Raw genomic sequence first — 19,550 nt, 5'->3', positions numbered from 1 at the left:
GGATTGATATGTCTTGCTGCCCCGGCCACCCCGACACCGGCTCCGAACGGCAATCTAATTGAGATCAACGGCCGACGGGAATTCACCCGATCGGCCAGCCGGGCGAGCCATTTACGGTCACTTTCCGTATTCCCGTGATCCACGCAGTGGTCCACGTACGACGACACCCCACCGCCAAACGACGGTGGGGTGTCGGTGGTGCGGGTGCCTGCGGACGCCCTGCCTCAGCGGGCGTCGACAAGCGGCAGGGACTTCCCGGCGCCGCCGCCCGGCATGGCGATCGAGGAGAAGTGCGAGACGACCCGCTCGTCGGTCGGGTCGTCGGCCGGGGTGCGGTGCACGGCCAGCCGGTTGTAGAGGGTGTCGCGCTGGGCGGGGATCCGGTCCGCCGAGCGGATCATGCCGATCAGCTCGTGCAGGTTGGAGCGGTGCCGCGCGCCGGCCGAGGAGATGACGTTCTCCTCCAGCATGATCGAGCCGAGGTCGTCCACGCCCATGTGCAGGGCGAGCTGCCCGACGTCCTTGCCGGTGGTCAGCCAGGACGCCTGGAGGTGCGGCACCGTCTCGAAGAAGAGCCGGGCCACCGCGACCAGCCGCAGGTACTCCAGGGTGGTGGCCTGCGTACGGCCCTTGAGGTGGTTGTTCTCCGGCTGGTACGTCCAGGGGATGAACGCCCGGAAGCCCTTCGTGCGGTCCTGCACGTCGCGGATCATCCGCAGGTGCTCGATCCGCTCGGCGGCGGTCTCGCCGGTGCCCATCATCATGGTGGCGGTCGACTCGACGCCCTGCCGGTGCGCCAGCTCCATGACCTCCAGCCAGCGCTCGCCCGACTCCTTCAGCGGCGCGATGGCCTTGCGCGGGCGGGCGGGCAGCATCTCCGCGCCGGCGCCGGCGATCGAGTCCAGCCCGGCCGCCTTGATCCGGGCGATGGCCTCGTCGAGGCTGACCCCGGAGACCTTGGCCATGTGCAGGATCTCGCTGGGGCCGATCGAGTGGATCGCCAGCTGCGGGTACGCCTTCTTGACCGAGGAGAACAGCTCCTCGTAGTACTCCACGCCGTAGTCCGGGTGGTGCCCGCCCTGGAGCATGACCTGGGTGGCGCCCAGCTCGACCGCCTCGCCGCAGCGGCGCAGGATCTCCTCGGTCGGGTGGGTCCAGCCCTCCTTGTGCTTGGGGGCCCGGTAGAACGCGCAGAACTTGCACGCCGTCACGCAGACGTTCGTGTAGTTGATGTTGCGGTCGATCAGGTACGTGACGACGTTGTCCGGGTAGCGGCGGCGGCGCACCGCGTCGGCGGCCTCGCCCAGGGCGTGCAACGGCGCCTCGGTGTAGAGCAGCAGGGCCTCCTCGGGCGTGATCCGCCCGCCGTCCGCGCCACGCTGCAGGATGTCGTCGATCTCCCGGCTCACACTCACCCCCCGAGCCTACGTCGCCCGCGCAGGGGGCCGGCCGATGGCCGCCGAACAGCCCGCCCGGCGGCCCCTCGGGTGTGACGGTGTTCACCCTTGCCGGTGGTGCGGCGCCGCCCGTCCGACGACGGACGACGCCGCACCCTCCGGTCAGAAGACGCGCGGGATGCTGCTGGACGTCCAGCCGCTGCCCACGGCACTGGTGCTGGTGGCGTAGAGCTTGGAGTCGGCGCTCAGGTCCCCGGTCGACTGGAAGCCGAGCATGACGCCGGCGGAGTCCTGGCCGATCAGGTCGGTGCGGCCGTCGCCGGTGAGGTCCCCGACCAGGATGCGGGGCCGGTTCGTCGTGCCCCAGTTCGTGCCCACGTACGGGTAGGGCCCGGAGAACAGCAGCCCCTCGCCGGTCATCGCCCCGGACGACCGGTACGCCCGCAGCCGCCCGTCCGCGAGCTGGGCGACCAGGTCGGTGGTGCCGTCACCGTCGAAGTCGGCCGGCAGGATCCGAGGAATCGAGGAACTCCGCCAACCGGTGCCGACCACCTTCGCCGCGAGCGTCGTCGGGAAGAGCCTCATGTCCATGGAAAGATTCCCGCTGGACGGGTAGCCCTTCATGGTGCCGTCGGCGTACTGGGCGATCAGATCGGTCCGCCCGTCGCCGTTGAAGTCGCCGGTCAGGATGCGCGGCACCTCCGTGGTGGTGAACCCCGTGCCGACGTCCCTCGTAGTCCCGGCGAACAGCCGGGCGTCGGCCGACAGGTCGCCCGTCGACGTCCAGACCCGCAGCGTGCCGTTGAGCAGCTGACCGAGAAGGTCGGTGCGGCCGTCGCCGTTGAAGTCGCCCGGGATCAGGCGGGGGATCGAGCCGTTGGTGAAGGCGGTGCCGACGATCGCGGACGCCCCGGCGAAGAGCCGGTAGTCGGCGGAGAGGTCGCCGGTCGACTCCCAGGCGGTCAGGGTGCCGTCGCCGCTCTGCGCGATGATGTCCGCCCGGCCGTCCCCGGTGAAGTCCCCGGTGAGCGCCCGCGGCCGGTTCGCCCCGCCCCAGTTCGTCCCCACGTAGCGGTAGGGCGACGGGAAGAGCGGGGCGGTGCCCGAGAGGTCCCCGCTCGACCGGTACGCCCGCAGCCTGCCGTCGGCGAGCTGGACGACCGCGTCGGTGCGGCAGTCGCCGGTCCAGTCGCTCAGGATCACCACACCTGCCTGGTCTGCCGGGCCGTGACTCGCGCCACCGGCACTGCAGTTGTTGGACGTGTTCTGGCGGATCCAGCCGGCCAGGTCGTCGGTGCGGGTCTCGATGGCGTCCCGCCGGGTCTCCGTCTCGGCGAGACAGCCGCCCTGCCAGGAGGTGGCGTGTACGGCAACCAGCTCGGGACGCCCGTCCACCACCCGCACCGCCGGCCCTCCGGCGTCGCCCTTGCAGGTGGTCGGCCCACCCTGCTCGTTGCTGATCGCGACCGAGGTGGCCGAGACGTCGCCGACCGTGACCGGCGCACCGTGCAGCTTGTCGGGCACCCACTCGGTGGCGGTACGACCGAAGCCGAGCGCCTGCAACGTCTCGCCCGGCACGGGTGCCCCGGTGGCGAGCGCGACCGGGGTGACGCCGACCACCGGCAGCGTGAGCCGGAGCAGCGCGAGGTTCCGATCCGGGTGCGGCACCACGAGGTTGGCACGCTGCACCCGGCCGTCGTTCGTGGTCAGATCCAGCCGGCCCACGGTGACCGTGGTGGGCCAGGCGGGCGCGCTCGCAGTCGAGCGGGGGCCCGGGGTGGGGGGAAGGCATGAATGGGCCGTCAACACCCACTGGGGCGCGACCAGCGCCCCGGAGCAGGCGCCCATCTCACCGAAGGTGACCTTCGCCGCGAAGGCGTACGCGCTGTCCGTGACCGGGCTGCCCCCGCTTACCGCCCGGGCCGGCACACCTGCGACGGCACCCGCCGTCAAAGCGGCGGCGACACCGATGACGAGGGCTCTTCGCCGTCGTCGTACCTGCTGATCCATCGACTCTCCGTTCCTCGGGCACGGCGGCCGGCCGCCCGCGCTCCGGCGCCGGCCGTCTCGACCCGCCGGTCCGCCCGGGGCACACCGGTCGGCCGCGTCACCTGTCAGTGACGGACTGGAATATAGATGTTGGGCGGTCGCCGCACCGCCCCGCTCGACCGCCACGATCGGGCCCTCCCGCCGCACAGATCGAACCATCAGCATTCGACCGCCAGTTCGACCTGTGGCGCAGCATCGCCTACGACGGCCAGGTCAAGGCCCCGAGCTGACCGCACGCAGGGGGGTCGGCGGGTGCGACGCGGTGCCTGCGCCGACCCGCCGACCCGGCTGCGCCCGCCGAGCGGCGGGCGGACCGGTCAGGCGTCGTAGTCGACGGTGAGCCGGTCGGTCGTCGGGCTGGACTGGCAGGTGAGGACGTAGCCGGCGGCCACCTCGTCCGGCTCCAGCGCGTAGTTGCGGGCCATCGTGACCGCGCCGTCGACCACCTTGGCCTTGCAGGTGGAGCAGACCCCGCCCTTGCAGGCGTAGGGCAGCTCGCCGCGCACCTTCAGCGCCGCGTCCAGCACCCGCTCGTCGCGCCGCATCGTGAAGCGCGACGACCGGCCGTCCAGCAGGATGGTCACCTCGGCGCCGCCCCCCGGCTCGTCGGCCGGGCGTCGCGGCGGGGCCGGGGCCTCGGCGACGTGGAACAGCTCCGTGTGCACCGCCGACTCCGGCACGCCGCGCGCGGCGAGCACCTCCCGGGCGTCCACCACCATGTCGTACGGGCCACAGAGGAACCACTCGTCGACGGTGTCGCCGGGAACGACGGTGTCCAGCAGCCGGCCCAGCCGGTCGGCGTCGATCCGGCCGGAGAGCAGCGGCGACTCGCCCTGCTCCCGGGAGAGCACGTGCACCAGGTGCAGCCGGGTGGGCCACCGGTCCTTCAGGTCGGCCAGCTCCTCGGCGAACATCACCGTGTTCGCCGTGCGGTTGCCGTACACCAGCGTGAACGTGCTGGCCGGCTCGACGGCGAGCGCCGTCGCGACCAGCGCGAGCACCGGGGTGATGCCCGAGCCGGCGACCACCGCGCCGTAGTGGCGGGCCCGGTCCGGCGCGAGGGCCGTGGTGAAGTGCCCGAGTGGCGGCAGCACCTCGATCGTGTCGCCGCCGCGCAGCGCGCCGCAGGCGAAGGCGGAGAAGGCGCCGCCGGGGATCTCCCGCACGCCGATCCGCAGCCGGCCGTGCCGGGCCAGGTCGTCGGGCGTGGAGCAGATGGAGTACGACCGCCGCACGTCCTCACCGGCGGCGCCGGGGCGGCGGACGGTGAGGTGCTGGCCGGCGGAGAACGCGAACGTCTCCCGCAGCTCCGCCGGCACGGCGAAGGTGACCGCCACGGCGTCGTCGGTGAGCCGGTCGACGGCGGCGACGGACAGCGGGTGGAAGACCGGCCGGCGACGGACCGGGCGGGTGATGGTGACAGTCACAGCGCCTTCAGGTGGTCGAAGGGTTCACGGCAGGAACGGCAGCGCCAGAGCGCCTTGCACGCGGTCGAGCCGAAGCGGCTGACCTGCTCGGTCTCGGGCGATCCGCAGCGCGGGCAGCGGACGGCGAGGGTCAGCGGCACCACGTTGTCGGCGCGTACGGGCGACGGCGGGGCGATGCCGGCGGCGGCGAGCTTGGCCCGGCCGGCGTCGGAGATCCAGTCGGTGCTCCACGCCGGGCTGTAGACGGTCCGCACGTCGGCCTCGGGACGCCCGACGGCGGCCAGCGCCCGCCGGATGTCGGCGCGGATCACGTCCATCGCCGGGCAGCCGGTGTAGGTGGGGGTGATGGTCACGACCACCCGGCCGGTCGCCGGGTCCTCGTCGACCGCCCGCAGGATGCCGAGGTCGTCGATGGTGACCACCCGGATCTCCGGGTCCACCACCGCCGCCACGGCCTCCCTCGGAGTCACCAGTGCCTCCTCGCGCTCACCAGTGCCGCCTTCCGTTCGCGACTGCGGGGCTCCGCTGCGCTGCACTCCTCGCGCTCACCAGTACCGCCTTCCGTTCGCGACTGCGGGGCTCCGCTGCGCTGCACTCCTCGCGCTCACCAGTTGGCTCCGGGGTGGGCGCGGTGCAGCACCTGCATCTCGGCGAGCAGGTAGGACAGGTGCTCGGTGTGCACGCCGTCCCGCCCGCCGCCCGGCGCCCAGCCGGACTCCGGCCGGGTCAGAGTGGCCTCGTCGAGCACGGCACCGACGGTGGCGTCGAAGTCGGCCCGCAGGGTGGCCGGGTCGACCGGCGCCGCCGGGTCGGAGGCGAACAGTTCGTGCGCGTACGGCCAGACCTGGTCGACCGCCGCCTGCATGCGCCGGTGCGACTCCTCGGTGCCGTCACCGAGCCGCCGCACCCACGTCGAGGCGTGGTCGAGGTGGTAGGCCGACTCCTTGCGGGCCTTGGCCCCGATCGCGGCCAGCCGCTCGTCGGCGCAGCCGGCCAGCGCGGTGTAGAGGGGAAGCTGGTAGGCCGCCAGGAAGAGCAGCTTCGCCATGGTGACCGCGAAGTCGCCGTTGGGCAGCTCCACGAGCAGGCAGTTGCGGAACTCCCGGTCGTCGCGGAGGAACGCCAGCGCGTCCTCGTCCCGGCCGGCGCCCTCCACCTCGCCCGCGTACGACAGCAGGAGCCGGGCCGCGCCGAGCTGGTCGAGGGCGATGTTGGCCAGCGCGATGTCCTCCTCCATCTCCGGCGCGCGGGTGGTCCACTCGGCCAGCCGCTGCGCCGCGACGAGCGCGTCGTCGCCGAGCGCGAGGGCGAAGTCGAAGGGGCCGTTCACAGGTGGGCCACCCCGTCCGGCACGTCGTAGAAGGTGGGATGCCGGTAGACCTTGTCGGCCGCCGGGTCGAAGAAGGCGTCCTTCTCGTCGGGGCTGGACGCGGTGATCGCGCCCGCCGGCACCACCCAGATGGAGACGCCCTCCTGGCGGCGGGTGTAGAGGTCCCGCGCGTTGCGCAGGGCCAGCTCGGCGTCGGGGGCGTGCAGGCTGCCGACGTGGGTGTGCGACAACCCGCGCCGCGCCCGCACGAAGACCTCCCACAGGGGCGACGGGGCGCTCACGCCGCGCTGCTCCGTCCGCTCGCTACGCTCGCTCACGCCGCTACCTTCTCCTTCTGCTCCACCCGCTTGGCGGCGTACGCCGCAGCGGCCTCCCGCACCCACGCGCCGTCGTCGTGGGCGCGGCGCCGGTGCTCCATCCGCTCCCGGTTGCACGGGCCGTTGCCCTTGATCACCCGCATCAGCTCGTCGTAGTCGGGCTGGGTGAAGTCGTACGACTGCCGGGACTCGTTCCAGCGCAGGTCGGGATCCGGGATCGTCAGGCCGAGGATCTCCGCCTGCTGCACGCACATGTCCACGAAGCGCTGGCGCAGCTCGTCGTTGGAGAAGCGCTTGATCTTCCAGGCCATGGACTGCGCCGAGTGGGTGGAGTCGGTGTCCGGCGGGCCGAACATCGCCAGCGACGGGTACCACCAGCGGTCGAGGGCGTCCTGCGCCATCGCCTTCTGCGCCGGGGTGCCGTGCGCGAGCGTGTGCAGGATCTCGTAGCCCTGCCGCTGGTGGAACGACTCCTCCTTGCAGACCCGGATCATCGCCCGCGCGTACGGCCCGTAGGAGCAGCGGCAGAGCGGGACCTGGTTGACGATGGCGGCGCCGTCCACCAGCCAGCCGATGGCGCCCACGTCGGCCCAGGTCAGGGTGGGGTAGTTGAAGATCGAGCTGTACTTCTGCCGGCCGTTGAGCAGCAGCTCGACCAGCTCGTCCCGGCTGATCCCGAGGGTCTCGGCGGCGGCGTAGAGGTAGAGGCCGTGGCCGGCCTCGTCCTGCACCTTGGCCAGCAGGATCGCCTTGCGCTTGAGCGAGGGGGCGCGGCTGATCCAGTTGCCCTCCGGCTGCATGCCGATGATCTCGGAGTGCGCGTGCTGCGCGATCTGCCGGATCAGCGTCTTGCGGTACGCCTCGGGCATCCAGTCGCGCGGCTCGATCTTCTGGTCGGCGTCGATGACCTCGGCGAAGTACGCCTCGAGGTCCTCGTCCGGGCCGGGGGCGCCGCCCCGGCGGCCACGTGCGGCGGCCTCCCGCAGGGCCGCCTCCGCCGCCTCGACCTCGCCGAGCAGGCCACCGCCGGGTGCGTCCTCGGCGGAGAAGTCGTTGCCATACATGGGGTCAAGTGTTACAGCTCGCCTCTCGGGACACCAGAGGGTGTAACAGGTTTCCGGAGGCAGTTTCGGTACGGGGAAGGGGCTCCGGCAGCCGGGCAAACTATGACTTGGCTCACTATGAGAAGCTGAATCCTCTCAACAGCCGCATAGCGGCTCGATATCCCGCCTACATGGCAAGTTGCCAGGTGTCGGGTCCTGGCGCGCCGCCGATCCGCACGTAGACTTCCCCCGTCACACCGATCGGCTGCCGACGATCGCCCGAGAAACACGGAGGGCGCATCCCCCGCCTCGGCGAGCCGCCGATCCGTCCGACAACCAGCCGGTCCCCCGGCCCTGACATCTGGAGCTCATCCACTCATGCGATCCCGCGTGACCCTGGTGCTCGCCGTCGTGGCGGTCCTCCTCGGTGGTGGCCTGCTCGTCCCGGCCGCGTACGCCCGACTCACCGGCGACGACGCCGCGAGCGGCGGAAGCGGTGGCGGAAGCGTGGCGGCGCCCGCGCCGGTCCCGCCCGCGCCGCCGACCCTGGCCGCCGGCCCGGTGGCGGTGGACTTCAAGGGCGAGTTCTTCTCGTGGGCCCTGATGGACCGGGAGACCGGCGAGATCTCCGGGTCGAAGAACCTGGCCTCGACCAGCTCCACCGAGTCGATGATCAAGGCCTGGTTCGCGGCGGACTACCTCCGCCAGCTCGGCGACAAGCCGCTGCCGGCCGAGCGCAAGAAGCAGATCACCACCGCCATCCGGGACAGCAACGACGACGCCGCCAACGCCCTGTACGGCGCGGTGGGTCGGGCCGCCACGATCAAGCGGATGATCAGCACCTGCGAACTCACCGACACCAAGCCGGGCAACGTGCCCGGCTACGTGGGCTGGTGGAGCTTCACCCGGATGTCCCCGCGCGACGCCGTCCGGCTCGGCGACTGCATCGCCGAAGGCACGGCCGCCGGCCCCAAGTGGACGAAGCTCCTGCTGGACGAGATGAGCAAGGTCAGGGGCAGCACGGCCGCCAAGGACCAGAAGGCCCGCTCCGGCGGCGGCCGCTGGGGCATCATCGACGGCCTCCCCCAGTCGATCGTCAGCCAGGGCCCGGTCAGCATGAAGAACGGCTGGACCCCGCTCAACTACGACGGAAACTGGCACGTGAACTGCCTCGCGGTGACCGACAGGTGGAGCCTCGCGGTGATGCTGCGCTACCCGCAGAAGAGCGGGCTGAACTACGGCGCGCAGGTCTGCGCCTCGGTCGCCAGCCAGCTCGTGACCCCGCAGCCCGGCGCCGCCCTCAAGGTGCCGCAGCAGCCCGCCGGGAAGCTCTGATGACGCGACAGCGCCGGGCCGACGAGCCCGCCGACGCCTCCCCCCGCAGGCTCATCGCCATCGCGGTGGTCCTCATCTGCCTGGTGCTCGTCTCGCTGCGGCTGCTGCCGGGCTCGCCGTTCGAGTCCCGCGCCGCCGCCGAGTGGGGCACCCCCGCCGGCCCGGCCGAGCGCGCCACGACCGCCCCCAGCGACCGCAGCTCCCGGCCCTCGCCGTCGCCGAGCCCGACGCCGGAGCCGGAGCCGCTGCCGTTCGAGGCCAAGGAACTCGACCTGGACATCGAGGGCTGGTACTCCTGGAGCGTCCTCGACCGCCGCACCGGGGAGATCGTCGGCTCCGACAACATGGACGAGACCAGCACCACGGCGTCGCTGATCAAGGCGTGGATCGTCGCCGACCACCTGCGCCGCGCCGACGAGAACGGCCAGACCCCGAGCGCCGCCAAGCTGGCCGACGCCACGAAGATCATCCGGGACAGCGACAACACCCGGACCCAGCAGTTCTACAACGCGCTGGGCGGGTCCTCCTCGATCAAGCGGCTGCTCGCCAAGTGCGAGCTGACCGACAGCAGCGTCGCCAGCGACGGCGGCTGGAGCCGGACGAAGCTCTCCCCCCGGGACACCGCCCGGATGGGCGCCTGCATCGCCGACGGCCGCGCCGCGGGGCCGAAGTGGACCAAGTGGCTGCTCAACGAGATGCGGCTGGTCAGGGGCGGCGGCGACTTCGGCATCCGTAAGGCGTTCCCGGCCGCCGAACGCAAGAACATCGCCATCAAGAACGGCTGGATCGACCGGACCAAGGAGCAGGAGATGCACATCAACTGCCTGGCCATCGGCGACACCTGGACGATGGGCGTGATGGTCCGCTACCCGATCGGCAAGGGCTACGAGTACGGCATGAAGAACTGCCAGAAGATCACCGAAGCCCTCCTCCGCCCCACCACCTAGACCCGACCACCGCCCCGGGCCGGCCAGAGGTTCAGCCCGTGAAGAAGGCCGGGCCGGAGGGGGGCAGGGGCGGGGCGGCGTCGATGGCGGCGGCGCGGCGCGCGAACTCGCGCAGGCCCGCCACCTGGCGCTCGCCGAGGGAGAAGTCCAGCGCCCGGAAGTACGTCGCCAGGGTCGCCGCGTCGAACGGCTCCCAGCGCGCGGCCGCCTCGGCCACCTGGTCCAGCTCGGCCAGGCAGAGGTCCCGGGAGCGCAGGAACGCCTCGTGCACCTCCTTGACCAGGCCGGGGTGGGCGGCGGCGAAGTCGCGGCGTACCGCCCAGACGGCGAAGACCATCGGCAGGCCCGTCCACTCCCGCCACGCCTGCCCGAGGTCGGTGACCTCCAGCCCACGCTTCGGCGCCTCGTAGAGGGCGCGCAGCGCCACGTCGCCGATCAGCACCCCGGCGTCGGCCTCCAGCAGCATCTGGGTCAGGTCGGGCGGGCAGCGGAAGTACTCGGGGTTCACCCCGTACCGCTCGCCGAGCAGCAACTGGGCCAGCAGCACCCCGGTCCGCGAGGTCGAGCCCAGCGCCACCTTGCCGTGGCCGAGCTCGGCCAGCGGGCGGGTGGAGACGACGTTGACGGACAGCACCGGGCCGTCGCTGCCGACCGCCAGGTCGGGCAGGAGCAGCAGCTCGTCGGCGTGCCGCAGGTACTCCACCTGCGAGATCGGGCCGATGTCCAGGTCACCGGCGACCAGGGCGGCGCTGAGCCGGTCCGGGGAGTCCTTGTGCAGGTCGACGTCGATCAGGGCGCCGGAGCGCATCAGCCCCCAGTAGATCGGCAGGCAGTTCAGGAACTGGATGTGCCCGACCCGGGGGCGTGCGACGTGCTCAGCCATGCCCCGACCGTATCCCCGCCACCGTCGCGTGGCTCAGTGGGCCGGGGTGGGAGTGGCCAACCCCGCATCCGCCGGGTGGTCGCCGTCCCCCGCCTCGCCCGGCGCGCCGTCCGCACCGCCCGCCCGGGCCGCCGCCGTCGACCCGGCGCCGGCCGCCCGGACCCGTCGGACGGACCGGGCGACGGCCGGCACGAACGCCACCACGACCAGCAGGCCGACCGCGCCGGCCGCCGCGATCAGGGGTCGCGGCGACAGCAGCGCCAGCAGGGCGCCCCCGATCAGGTAGCCCCCCATCGAGCCGCCCTGCACGGCCGCGCCGTAGAGGGCGTACGCCCGGCCGCGCGACGCCTCCGGCACCCGCCGGGCGGTGAGCAGGTTGGCGAAGACGTTCTCCCCGCCGTTCGCCGCGCCCGCGACCAGCCAGAGCGGGACCAGCAGCGCGGCCGTGGGCACGGCGGCGGCGACCAGCACCATGAGGCAGATGCCGCCGAGCGTCGCCAGCACCCCGTACACCAGGGCGCCGTCGTCGGTGAGCCGGTGGGCCAGCCGGGCGCAGAGCCAGCTGCCGGGCAGCATCCCCGCCATCCAGGCGGCACCGACCAGCCCGTACACCGTGGGCGAGCTGTCGAGGGTCTCGCGGATGAAGAAGACCTCGACCACGTTGATACCGCCGACGGCGGTGATGACCGCGGCCGTGCTGACGACGACGGCCAGCAGCAGCGGGTCGCCGCGCAGCCGCCACGCCGGGGCCCGTTCCGTCCCGGACGCGGGTGCGGCCGTGGCCCGCCGGCCGCCCCTGCGGGTACGCAGCAGCAGGCCCGCGGCCACCAGGGCGAGGTAGCTCCCGGCGTCGATGAGCAGGGGTACGCGCGCACCGAACTGCCCGACCAGCAGCCCGGCGAGCACGGGGCCGCCGAGCGCGCCCAGGCTGCTGGCCGTCTGGCTGATCGCGCTCGCCCGGGGCAGGTCGGCGGGGCGCACCATCGCCGGCAGCAGCGCCGCCAGGCAGGGGTGGGTCACGGCCAGCCCGCAGGCGAGCAGCGCGACGAGCCCGATGATCAGGGCCGGGTGGGTGGCGAAGGCGAGCAGGGCGCAGACGGCCGCCTGTCCCAGGCCGGCGGTGACCAGCAGCTTCCGGCTGTCCACCCGGTCGGCGAGGCGCCCGGTGAGCGGGGCGAGCACCACCAGCGGCAGGGTCGCCGCCAACAGCAGTCCGGACACGGCGATGCCGCTGGCGCCGGCGGACTGGAGGGCGAGCGCCAGGGCGGTGGCGGCGAGGAAGTCACCGCACATCGAGGTGCCGCGCGCGGTGGCGGCGAGCCAGACGTCGGACCAGCGCGACCCGTCAGTTGTGAAGGACATACTTCGAAAATAATCCTTCACAACTGATCGAAGCAACCCCCTACGCCAGCGGCACCGCCCGGTACTGCACCGCCACCGTGCGCGCCCCGGCCGGCGGATCCGCCTGCCGGTTCCGCTGCCGGTACGGCTCGAACAACGCGCTCACCGCCTCGTTCAGCCCGGCCAGCTCGTCGGCGGTGAGCAGCAGCAGCGTGTCGCTGAACAGCGCGACGTCGTACCACTCGGCGGGCTCGTCCCCGGCGCGGCGCAGCCAGTCCCGGGTCCGCTCCATGTCCCGGGCCGCGTGCGCCTCCACCAGCGCCTGCTCGGCCGCGCGCGCCTCCGGGCCGGCGGACTGTCCCGCGTCGACCAGCAGGGTCCGGCCGACCGTGCGCCACAGCCGCTCGCGCGCGTCCCCCCGGCTCGGTGCCTGCTCCACCAGGCCCGACCTGGCCAGCGCCCGGAGGTGGTAGCTGGTCGCGCTCGGCGACAGCCCGGCCACCTCCGCACACTCCGTGGCGGTCGCACCGCCCTCCACCACGCCCAGGTGTTCCATGATCGCGATTCGGGCCGGATGGGCCAGCGCCCGCATCACCTGCGGGTCGCTGATCGTGATCCGGCGCTGTTCGGGACGCGCCTCCGTCATTCGTCCATGATTCCTGGTCGCCCGCCCGCCGTGGGTCGCCGGTCGACCGGCACCGGAGGTCAGCGGCGGACGGCGGCGCCACGGTCGAAATCCGGTGGAGCGTCACGCGCCCGGCGCGTAGGCTGTCAGGTCGCTCCCATCCGCCCGCCGGACACGCGAGCGACCGGCAGTAGACCCCGACGGGATTCAGCGTGACCGACCTCGATCTCGACCTCGACGCCGACCTCGCCGCCGAACGCGAGCACCTCGCCACCTCCCGGGCCGCCCTGGCGCAGATGCGGGAACGCGCCCAGGCCCTCTTCTCGACCGGCGACCAGGTGGCCGGCGACGCGTACGCGGCCGAGACCCTCGGGCGCACCCTCGCCCGCCGGGTCGCCGAACTCGCCGACGACCCCACCACGCCGCTCTTCTTCGGGCGCCTCGACTTCGGTGCGACGACCGGGGCCCCGCCCGCCGACGACCCGCCCGGCGGCCCCGGCGACGGGCCGGACGGGTGGCACGCGGACCACGCCGGGCGGCGCTACCACGTCGGCCGGCGGCACGTCACCGACGACCGGGGCGAGCCGCTGGTGCTGGACTGGCGGGCCCCCGTCTCCCGGTCGTTCTACCGGGCGAGCGCGCGCGACCCGCAGGGCGTGGCGGTACGGCGCCGCTTCGGGTTCAGCAGCGGGGCGCTTACCAGCTTCGAGGACGAGCGCCTCGACCGAGGCGAGGAACTGGGGACGACCAGCCGGATCCTGACCGCCGAGATCGAACGGCCGCGCGTCGGGCCGATGCGCGACATCGTCGCCACCATCCAGCCCGAGCAGGACGAGCTGGTCCGGGCAGACCTCGCCGACTCGATCTGCGTGCAGGGCGCCCCGGGCACCGGCAAGACGGCCGTCGGCCTGCACCGGGCCGCGTACCTGCTCTACCTGCACCGGGAGCGGCTGCGCCGCTCCGGCGTGCTGATCGTGGGGCCGAACCGGGCCTTCCTGTCGTACATCGCGGCGGTGCTGCCGGCGCTCGGCGAGGTGGAGGTCGAGCAGGCCACCGTGGAGGACCTGGTCGGCCGGGTGCCGGTGCGGGCCGTCGAGGACCCGGCGGTGGCCGCCATCAAGCACGACGCCCGGATGGCCGAGGTGCTGCGCCGGGCAGTCGACGCGCACATCGGCGAGCCGACCGAGCCGATCATGGTCTCGGACGGCTCGTTCCGCTGGCGGATCGGCCTGGACCCGCTGCACCGGGTGGTCCAGGAGACCCGCCGGGAACGACTGCCGTACGCCACGGGGCGCGAGCGCGTCCGGGCCCGGGTGGTGGCGCTGCTGCAACGGCAGGCCGAGGCGCGGCGCGCCGAGTCCCCGAGCGACGCCTGGCTGCGCCGGATGGGCAAGGCCACCCCGGTCACCGCCTTCCTCGACGCGGTCTGGCCGGCGCTCACCCCGGAAGGGCTGGTGCACGCCCTGCTCGGCGACCCGCAGCGGCTCGCCGCGGCGGCGGACGGGCTGCTCGACGCCGAGGAGCAGGCGCGGCTGTGCAGGCTCGCCGCCCCGGCCGGCACGAAGCTCGGGCGTACGCCGAAGGCCACGAAGTGGACGGCGGCCGACGCCGTGCTGATCGACGAGGCGGCCGGGCTGATCGAGCGGCCGGGCGGCTTCGGGCACGTCGTCGTCGACGAGGCCCAGGACCTCTCCCCGATGCAGTGCCGGGTGATCGCCCGACGCAGCGAGCACGGGTCGATCACGCTCCTCGGCGACCTGGCCCAGGGCACCGCCCCGTGGGCCGCCGCCGACTGGCGGGAGTCCCTGCGCCACCTCGGCAAGCCGGACGCCGTCGTGGTGCCGCTGACCGTCGGGTTCCGGGTGCCCGCCGCCGTGGTGGCGTTCGCCAACCGGCTGCTGCCGGCGCTCGCCGTCGACGTGCCCCCGGCCGAGTCGCTACGCCGCGACGGGGCGCTCGACGTGCGTACCGTCGACGACCTGGCCGCCGCGACGGTGGCCGAGGTGCGCGCGGCGCTCGCGTTCGACGGCTCGGTGGCGGTGATCGCCGCCGACGACGCGGTCGGCGGGCTGCGGGCGGCGCTGGAGGCCGCTGGCGTCGACACCGCGACCGTCGACGAGCCGGCCGCCGCGGCGCGCGTCACGGTGGTGCCCGCGACCCTGGTCAAGGGCCTGGAGTACGACCACGTCATCGTCGTCGAGCCGGCGGCGATCGTGGCCGCCGAACCGCGCGGCCTGCACCGGCTCTACGTGGTGCTCACACGGGCGGTCTCCCGACTCGCCGTGCTGCACACCCGACCGCTCCCCGCGCCGCTCGGCTGACCCGGACTTGCGCCGGGGCGGTAGACAGGTGTCCGTGACGCCCTCGACGAGTCTCCCGTGATCCTCGCCCGCGCCGAGGCGGTCAGCCGCCGCTACGGCGACGTGCTCGCCCTCGACCGGGTCGACCTGGAGGTCTCCGCCGGCGAGCTGGTCGGCCTGCTCGGCCCGAACGGGGCCGGCAAGAGCACCCTGCTGAACCTGCTCGTCGGGCTGCGCCGGCCCACCGCCGGCCGGGTCGAGCTGTTCGGCGGCGACCCCCGTGACCCGGCGAGCCGGCGGCGGATCGGGGTCACCCCGCAGGAGACGGGCCTGCCCGGCACGCTGCGGGTCGGCGAGGTGGTGGACTTCGTCGCCGCCCACCACCCCGACCCGGTCCCTCGGGGCGAGCTGCTCGACCGCTTCGGCCTCGGCGAGCTGGCCCGGCGGCAGACCGGGGGCCTCTCCGGCGGGCAGCGCCGCCGACTCGCGGTGGCGCTCGCCTTCGTCGGCCGGCCCCGGCTGGTGCTGCTCGACGAGCCGACCACCGGCCTGGACGTCGCGGCGCGGCACACCCTGTGGGAGGCGATCCGGGCGTTCCACGACGACGGCGGCACCGTGCTGCTGAGCAGCCACTACCTGGAGGAGGTCGAGGCGCTGGCCCGGCGGGTGGTGGTCATCGGGCAGGGCCGGGTGCTGGCCGACGACACGGTCGACGCGATCCGGGGCATCGTCGGCGTACGCCGGGTCAGCCTGGTCGCCGACGCGCTGCCCGCGCTGCCCGGCGTCGTCCGCACCGAGCGGGTCGACGGCCGCACGCACCTGCTCACCACCGACGCCGACGAGCTGGTGCGGGCCCTGGTCACCGCCGGGGTGGCGTTCGCCGACCTGGAGGTCCGCCCCACCTCGCTCGAGGAGGCGTTCCTCGCCATCACCGCGCCCGGCTCCGGAGCCGACCGTCCGACGACCGCCGTGGCCGGCCCGCCGGCCACCGCCTGAGGGGACGGTTCTCCCATGCGCCTCGCCCTGGTCCACGCCCGCTACCAGCTCCTGGAGACGGTCCGCATCCCGATCGCCGTCTTCGGCAGCGCCTTCTTCCCCGCCGTCGCGATGCTCTTCTTCGTGGTGCCGTTCGCCGGCAAGGACCCGGTCGGCGCCACCTACGCCACCGCCGCCATGGTCACCTTCTCGGTGATGAGCGCGAACATCTTCCAGTACGGCGTCGGGGTCGCCGAGGACCGCGACCAGCCCTGGAACCCGTACACGCGGACCCTGCCGGCCGGGCCCGCGCCCCGCTTCGCCGGGCGGGTGCTGGCCGGGCTGGCACTCACCTACCTCTCCCTGGTGCCGGTGGTGGCGATCGGGGCGACGCTCACCGAGGCGCGGGTCAGCGCACCGGCGTTCCTGCTGGCCCTGGCGATCGTCACGGTGATCTCGGTGCCGTTCACGCTGCTGGGTCTCGCCATCGGCTACTCGATGCCCAGCAAGGCGGCGATCGTCGTGGCGCAGGTCGTCTTCTTTCCGCTCGCCTTCGGGGGCGGGCTGCTCTCCGCACCGGACCAGGCGCCCGGCTTCGTCGAGGCCGTCGCGCCGTTCCTGCCGACCCGGGGCGCGGTGGAGCTGATGTGGGCGGCGGTCGGCGACTACCCGGTCAACCCGCTGTCGATGGTCATGCTCGGGGTCTGGGTGGTGCTGCTGGCGCTGCTGGCCGGGTGGGCGTACCGGCGCGACGAGGGTCGACGGTTCAGCTGACGTTTCGGCCGATCCGCCACGTGGCGCGGCGGGTCGGTGCCACGATTCCGGCAGGGGCGTGCCGGCGTGGCCGTCCCCCGCCGAGAGGGGGGTCGACGTGAGCATCGTCCCGCCGGGCACACCCTGCTGGGTCGACCTCGCCACCCCGGGCCTCGCCGAGGCGCGGCGGTTCTACCCCGAGCTGTTCGGTTGGACCGGCCGGATCGACCCGGAGCCCGAGGCGGGCGGCTACACGGTCTTCCTGCTCGGCGGGCGGGCGGTGGCGGGCGCGGGACCGCCGGCCATCCCCGACCAGGTGCCGATCTGGTCGACGTACCTGGCGACCGACGACGCGGACCTGGTGGCCGGCCGGGTCGAGCGGGCCGGCGGGCAGGTCGTGGTGCCCCCGTTCGAGGTCTTCGACCAGGGACGGATGGCGGTCTTCGCCGACCCCGCCGGCGCGACGTTCAGCGTCTGGCAGCCGATGTCGATGCCCGGCGCCGAGGTCTTCGACGTCCCGGGGGCGCTGACCTGGACCGAGCTGGTCACCCCCGATCCGGAGGGCGCGAAGGTCTTCTACGAGCTGGTCTTCGGCTGGCAACCGGACGACCAGCAGGCGGGCCCGGTCACGTACACCGGCTGGCGGCTCGGCACCCGGATCGTGGCCGGCATGGTGCCACCGCTCGGCGACGGGTTCCCGGCGGACACGCCCGCGTACTGGTCGGTGTACTTCGCCGTGGCCGACGCCGACGCGGCCGCCGCCCGCGCCGCCGAACTCGGCGGCACCATCCTCGTCCCGCCCCAGACCGCCCCGGCGGGGCGCTACGCCGCCCTCCGCGACCCCCACGGCGCCCTCTTCAACATCCTCACCCGCCCCTGACCATCCCCACCCGCGCGGGGCGGGACGGTCAGCGACGGGGGCGGATCGGGACGACCAGGGGGCCGTGGTCGCCGTCAACGACGCGGACCGTGGCGCGGTACCAGGTGGCCAGGAGTTGCTCGGTGAGCACCTCGCGGGGGGTGCCGGCGGCGACCACCCGGCCGTCGGCCAGCAGCACCATGCGGTCGGCGTACTCGCCGGCGATGGAGAGGTCGTGCATGGTGGCGAGCACGGTCAGGCCGTGCTCGCGGCGCAGCCGGTCGACCAGTTCCAGCACCTCCTGCTGGTGGCCGATGTCCAGGGCGCTGGTCGGCTCGTCCAGCAGCAGCAGGGTCGCGCCCTGGGCCAGCGCGCGGGCCAGGAAGACCCGCTGCCGCTCACCGCCGGAGAGGGTGGCCAGTTCCCGGTCGTGGAATCCGGCCAGGTCCAGCCCGTCGAGCACCTCGTGGGCGGCGGCCAGGTCGGCGGCCGACTCCCGGCCCAGCGTCGGGATGTAGGGGGTGCGGCCCAGCAGCACGTAGTCGAGCACCGTCATGCCGGCCGGCACGACCGGGGACTGGGCGACCGTGGCGACCACCCGGGCGCGGTCGCGGCGGCGCAGCGCCTCGCTGGGCGTACCGAAGAGGGAGACGGCGCCCGGCGCGGGCAGCAGGCCGCCGACGGCGCGCAGCAGGGTCGACTTCCCGGCGCCGTTCGGGCCGATCACGGTGACCCACTCGCCGGCGGCGACGGTCAGGTCGACGCCGGCCAGGATCGGCGTGCCGTCCAGGCGCACGTGCAGGTCGCGCACCTCGACGGCGGGCACGGCGGCCACGTCGGGGGCCCCCACGGCCCCACCGTCCGCCGGCCGCGCGGCCGCGCGCCGCGCGCTCACCCGAGCATCCGACGGGAGGTACGCAGCACCAGCACGAAGAACGGGCCGCCGAGCAGTGCGGTGACCACGCCGATCGGGATCTCCGACGGGGCGGCTGCGGTGCGGGCCACCACGTCGGTCAGGGCCAGGAAGGCCCCGCCGAAGAGCAGCGAGAGCGGCAGGATCACCCGGTAGCTCGACCCGACGAGCAGCCGGACGGTGTGCGGCACGATGATCCCGACGAAGCCGATCAGGCCGGACGCGGAGACGGCGGCGGCGGTGCCGAGCGAGGCGGCGGCGATGAGCAGGTAGCGGGACCGCTGCGGATGCAGTCCGAGGCTCGTGGCCTCGTCGTCGCCGACGGAGAGCACGTCGAGTTCCCGCCGGTGCAGCAGCACCACGAACGCGGTGATCAGGAAGTACGGCAGCACCAGCCGCACGTCGTGCCAGCCGGCGGTGGCGAGCCGCCCGAGCAGCCAGGAGTAGACCTGCTGGATGCTGTCGGAGTTGCGTTGCAGCAGGTACGTCTGCCCGGCGGAGAGGAACGCGGAGACGGCCACGCCGGCGAGGATCAGCGTGGCGGTGGAGCGGCCGCGCCCGCCGGAGACGCCCAGCAGGTAGGTCATCGCCACCGCGCCGATCGAGCCGACGAACGCGGCCAGCGGGATGGTGAGCGGCAGCCCGGTCAGCGCGCCGCCAGCCCCGACGCCGAGGGTGATCACCGCCGTGACCGCGAGCCCGGCCCCGGCCGCCACCCCGAGCAGGTACGGGTCGGCCAGCGGGTTGCGGAACACGCCCTGGTAGCAGCCGCCGGCCAGGGCGAGCAGCCCGCCGACCAGCAGCCCGAGCACCACCCGGGGCAGCCGCAGCTCGGTGACGATGGCGATCTCGCGCTCGGAGAGCCCGCTGTCGAGGCGTACCCCCGGGATGAGGTTCAGCAGCTCGGCCGCGACGCTGCCCGGCGGCAGGCTGACCGGGCCGAGGGACACCCCGGCGACCAGGGCGACGAGCACCGCGGCGACCCCGGCGGCGAGCCATCCCCATCGGGCCGTCCCAGGTGGTCGGCAGCGGCACGGCGGCGGCCGGGTTGACCCG

At 73.8% G+C, this 19,550-nt stretch carries 18 protein-coding genes; 6 read left to right on the top strand and 12 right to left on the bottom strand.

Annotated elements, in window-relative coordinates; all coding sequences use genetic code 11:
• Positions 1 to 224: 224 nt before the first annotated feature.
• The 7 genes from mqnC to paaA form a co-directional block, all read right to left on the bottom strand.
• Positions 225 to 1,415 carry a cyclic dehypoxanthinyl futalosine synthase gene (gene mqnC / locus AB0B83_RS02935; protein WP_151456466.1) on the bottom strand — a complete coding sequence of 397 codons (1,191 nt, stop codon included), beginning with the start codon at positions 1,413 to 1,415 and terminating at the stop codon, positions 225 to 227.
• Between the two features lie 144 nt (positions 1,416 to 1,559).
• A complete protein-coding gene (locus tag AB0B83_RS02930; protein WP_357576713.1) occupies positions 1,560 to 3,407 on the bottom strand; it encodes an FG-GAP-like repeat-containing protein in 1,848 nt (615 codons plus the stop codon).
• A 356-nt stretch (positions 3,408 to 3,763) separates the two neighbouring features.
• A complete protein-coding gene (paaE, locus tag AB0B83_RS02925) occupies positions 3,764 to 4,873 on the bottom strand; it encodes a 1,2-phenylacetyl-CoA epoxidase subunit PaaE (protein ID WP_357576712.1) in 1,110 nt (369 codons plus the stop codon).
• Positions 4,870 to 5,346: a 1,2-phenylacetyl-CoA epoxidase subunit PaaD gene (gene paaD, locus AB0B83_RS02920; protein ID WP_357576816.1), complete on the bottom strand. Its 477-nt coding sequence runs from the start codon at positions 5,344 to 5,346 to the stop codon at positions 4,870 to 4,872. The genes paaE and paaD overlap by 4 nt, the downstream gene beginning before the upstream one ends.
• A 131-nt stretch (positions 5,347 to 5,477) precedes the next feature.
• Complete coding sequence (gene paaC, locus AB0B83_RS02915; RefSeq protein WP_357576711.1) at positions 5,478 to 6,203, bottom strand: 1,2-phenylacetyl-CoA epoxidase subunit PaaC; 726 nt, start codon at positions 6,201 to 6,203, stop codon at positions 5,478 to 5,480.
• The gene (gene paaB / locus AB0B83_RS02910) at positions 6,200 to 6,520 is read right to left on the bottom strand and encodes a 1,2-phenylacetyl-CoA epoxidase subunit PaaB (protein WP_101413756.1); all 321 of its coding nucleotides are present in this window, start codon (positions 6,518 to 6,520) and stop codon (positions 6,200 to 6,202) included. Before paaB ends, paaC begins: the two co-directional genes overlap by 4 nt.
• Entirely contained in the window at positions 6,517 to 7,584 is a 1,068-nt protein-coding gene (gene paaA / locus AB0B83_RS02905) for a 1,2-phenylacetyl-CoA epoxidase subunit PaaA (protein WP_357576710.1), read from the bottom strand. The genes paaB and paaA overlap by 4 nt, the downstream gene beginning before the upstream one ends.
• A 357-nt stretch (positions 7,585 to 7,941) precedes the next feature.
• On the opposite strand from paaA, the gene AB0B83_RS02900 reads away from it, so the two are divergent.
• Positions 7,942 to 8,898: a hypothetical protein gene (locus AB0B83_RS02900; RefSeq protein ID WP_357576709.1), complete on the top strand. Its 957-nt coding sequence runs from the start codon at positions 7,942 to 7,944 to the stop codon at positions 8,896 to 8,898.
• Entirely contained in the window at positions 8,898 to 9,845 is a 948-nt protein-coding gene (locus AB0B83_RS02895; RefSeq protein ID WP_357576708.1) for a hypothetical protein, read from the top strand. Before AB0B83_RS02900 ends, AB0B83_RS02895 begins: the two co-directional genes overlap by 1 nt.
• Before the next feature lie 31 nt (positions 9,846 to 9,876).
• Here the strand turns inward: AB0B83_RS02895 and AB0B83_RS02890 are convergent, their stop codons facing one another.
• From AB0B83_RS02890 to AB0B83_RS02880, 3 genes are read right to left on the bottom strand one after another with little or no spacing between them, the layout of a single operon-like run.
• The gene (locus AB0B83_RS02890) at positions 9,877 to 10,728 is read right to left on the bottom strand and encodes a menaquinone biosynthesis protein (protein WP_357576707.1); all 852 of its coding nucleotides are present in this window, start codon (positions 10,726 to 10,728) and stop codon (positions 9,877 to 9,879) included.
• Between the two features lie 33 nt (positions 10,729 to 10,761).
• Positions 10,762 to 12,090, bottom strand: a complete 1,329-nt coding sequence (locus AB0B83_RS02885) for an MFS transporter (RefSeq protein ID WP_357576706.1) — start codon at positions 12,088 to 12,090, stop codon at positions 10,762 to 10,764.
• A 40-nt stretch (positions 12,091 to 12,130) separates the two neighbouring features.
• Entirely contained in the window at positions 12,131 to 12,715 is a 585-nt protein-coding gene (locus AB0B83_RS02880; RefSeq protein ID WP_357576705.1) for a winged helix-turn-helix domain-containing protein, read from the bottom strand.
• A 191-nt stretch (positions 12,716 to 12,906) separates the two neighbouring features.
• Between AB0B83_RS02880 and AB0B83_RS02875 the strand changes: the two genes are divergently transcribed.
• From AB0B83_RS02875 to AB0B83_RS02860, 4 genes are all read left to right on the top strand, one after another.
• A complete protein-coding gene (locus AB0B83_RS02875; protein ID WP_357576704.1) occupies positions 12,907 to 15,015 on the top strand; it encodes an AAA family ATPase in 2,109 nt (702 codons plus the stop codon).
• A gap of 57 nt (positions 15,016 to 15,072) precedes the next feature.
• Positions 15,073 to 15,990, top strand: coding sequence for an ABC transporter ATP-binding protein (locus tag AB0B83_RS02870; protein ID WP_132232158.1), 918 nt, complete (start codon positions 15,073 to 15,075; stop codon positions 15,988 to 15,990).
• 15 nt (positions 15,991 to 16,005) lie between these two features.
• Positions 16,006 to 16,743, top strand: coding sequence for an ABC transporter permease (locus AB0B83_RS02865; protein WP_357576703.1), 738 nt, complete (start codon positions 16,006 to 16,008; stop codon positions 16,741 to 16,743).
• A 97-nt stretch (positions 16,744 to 16,840) separates the two neighbouring features.
• Entirely contained in the window at positions 16,841 to 17,602 is a 762-nt protein-coding gene (locus AB0B83_RS02860; protein WP_357576702.1) for a VOC family protein, read from the top strand.
• 28 nt (positions 17,603 to 17,630) lie between these two features.
• On the opposite strand, the gene AB0B83_RS02855 is transcribed toward AB0B83_RS02860, so the two are convergent.
• Positions 17,631 to 18,407, bottom strand: coding sequence for an ABC transporter ATP-binding protein (locus AB0B83_RS02855; protein ID WP_357576815.1), 777 nt, complete (start codon positions 18,405 to 18,407; stop codon positions 17,631 to 17,633).
• A 65-nt stretch (positions 18,408 to 18,472) separates the two neighbouring features.
• The gene (locus AB0B83_RS02850; RefSeq protein WP_357576701.1) at positions 18,473 to 19,468 is read right to left on the bottom strand and encodes an iron ABC transporter permease; all 996 of its coding nucleotides are present in this window, start codon (positions 19,466 to 19,468) and stop codon (positions 18,473 to 18,475) included.
• Between the last annotated feature and the right edge of the window lie 82 nt (positions 19,469 to 19,550).

The sequence above is a fragment of the Micromonospora sp. NPDC049060 genome (genome assembly GCF_040649055.1).
Taxonomy (GTDB): domain Bacteria; phylum Actinomycetota; class Actinomycetes; order Mycobacteriales; family Micromonosporaceae; genus Micromonospora; species Micromonospora reichwaldensis.
Note: the sequence above shows the minus strand (reverse complement) of the source record. Positions and strands in the feature narration are given on the sequence as shown.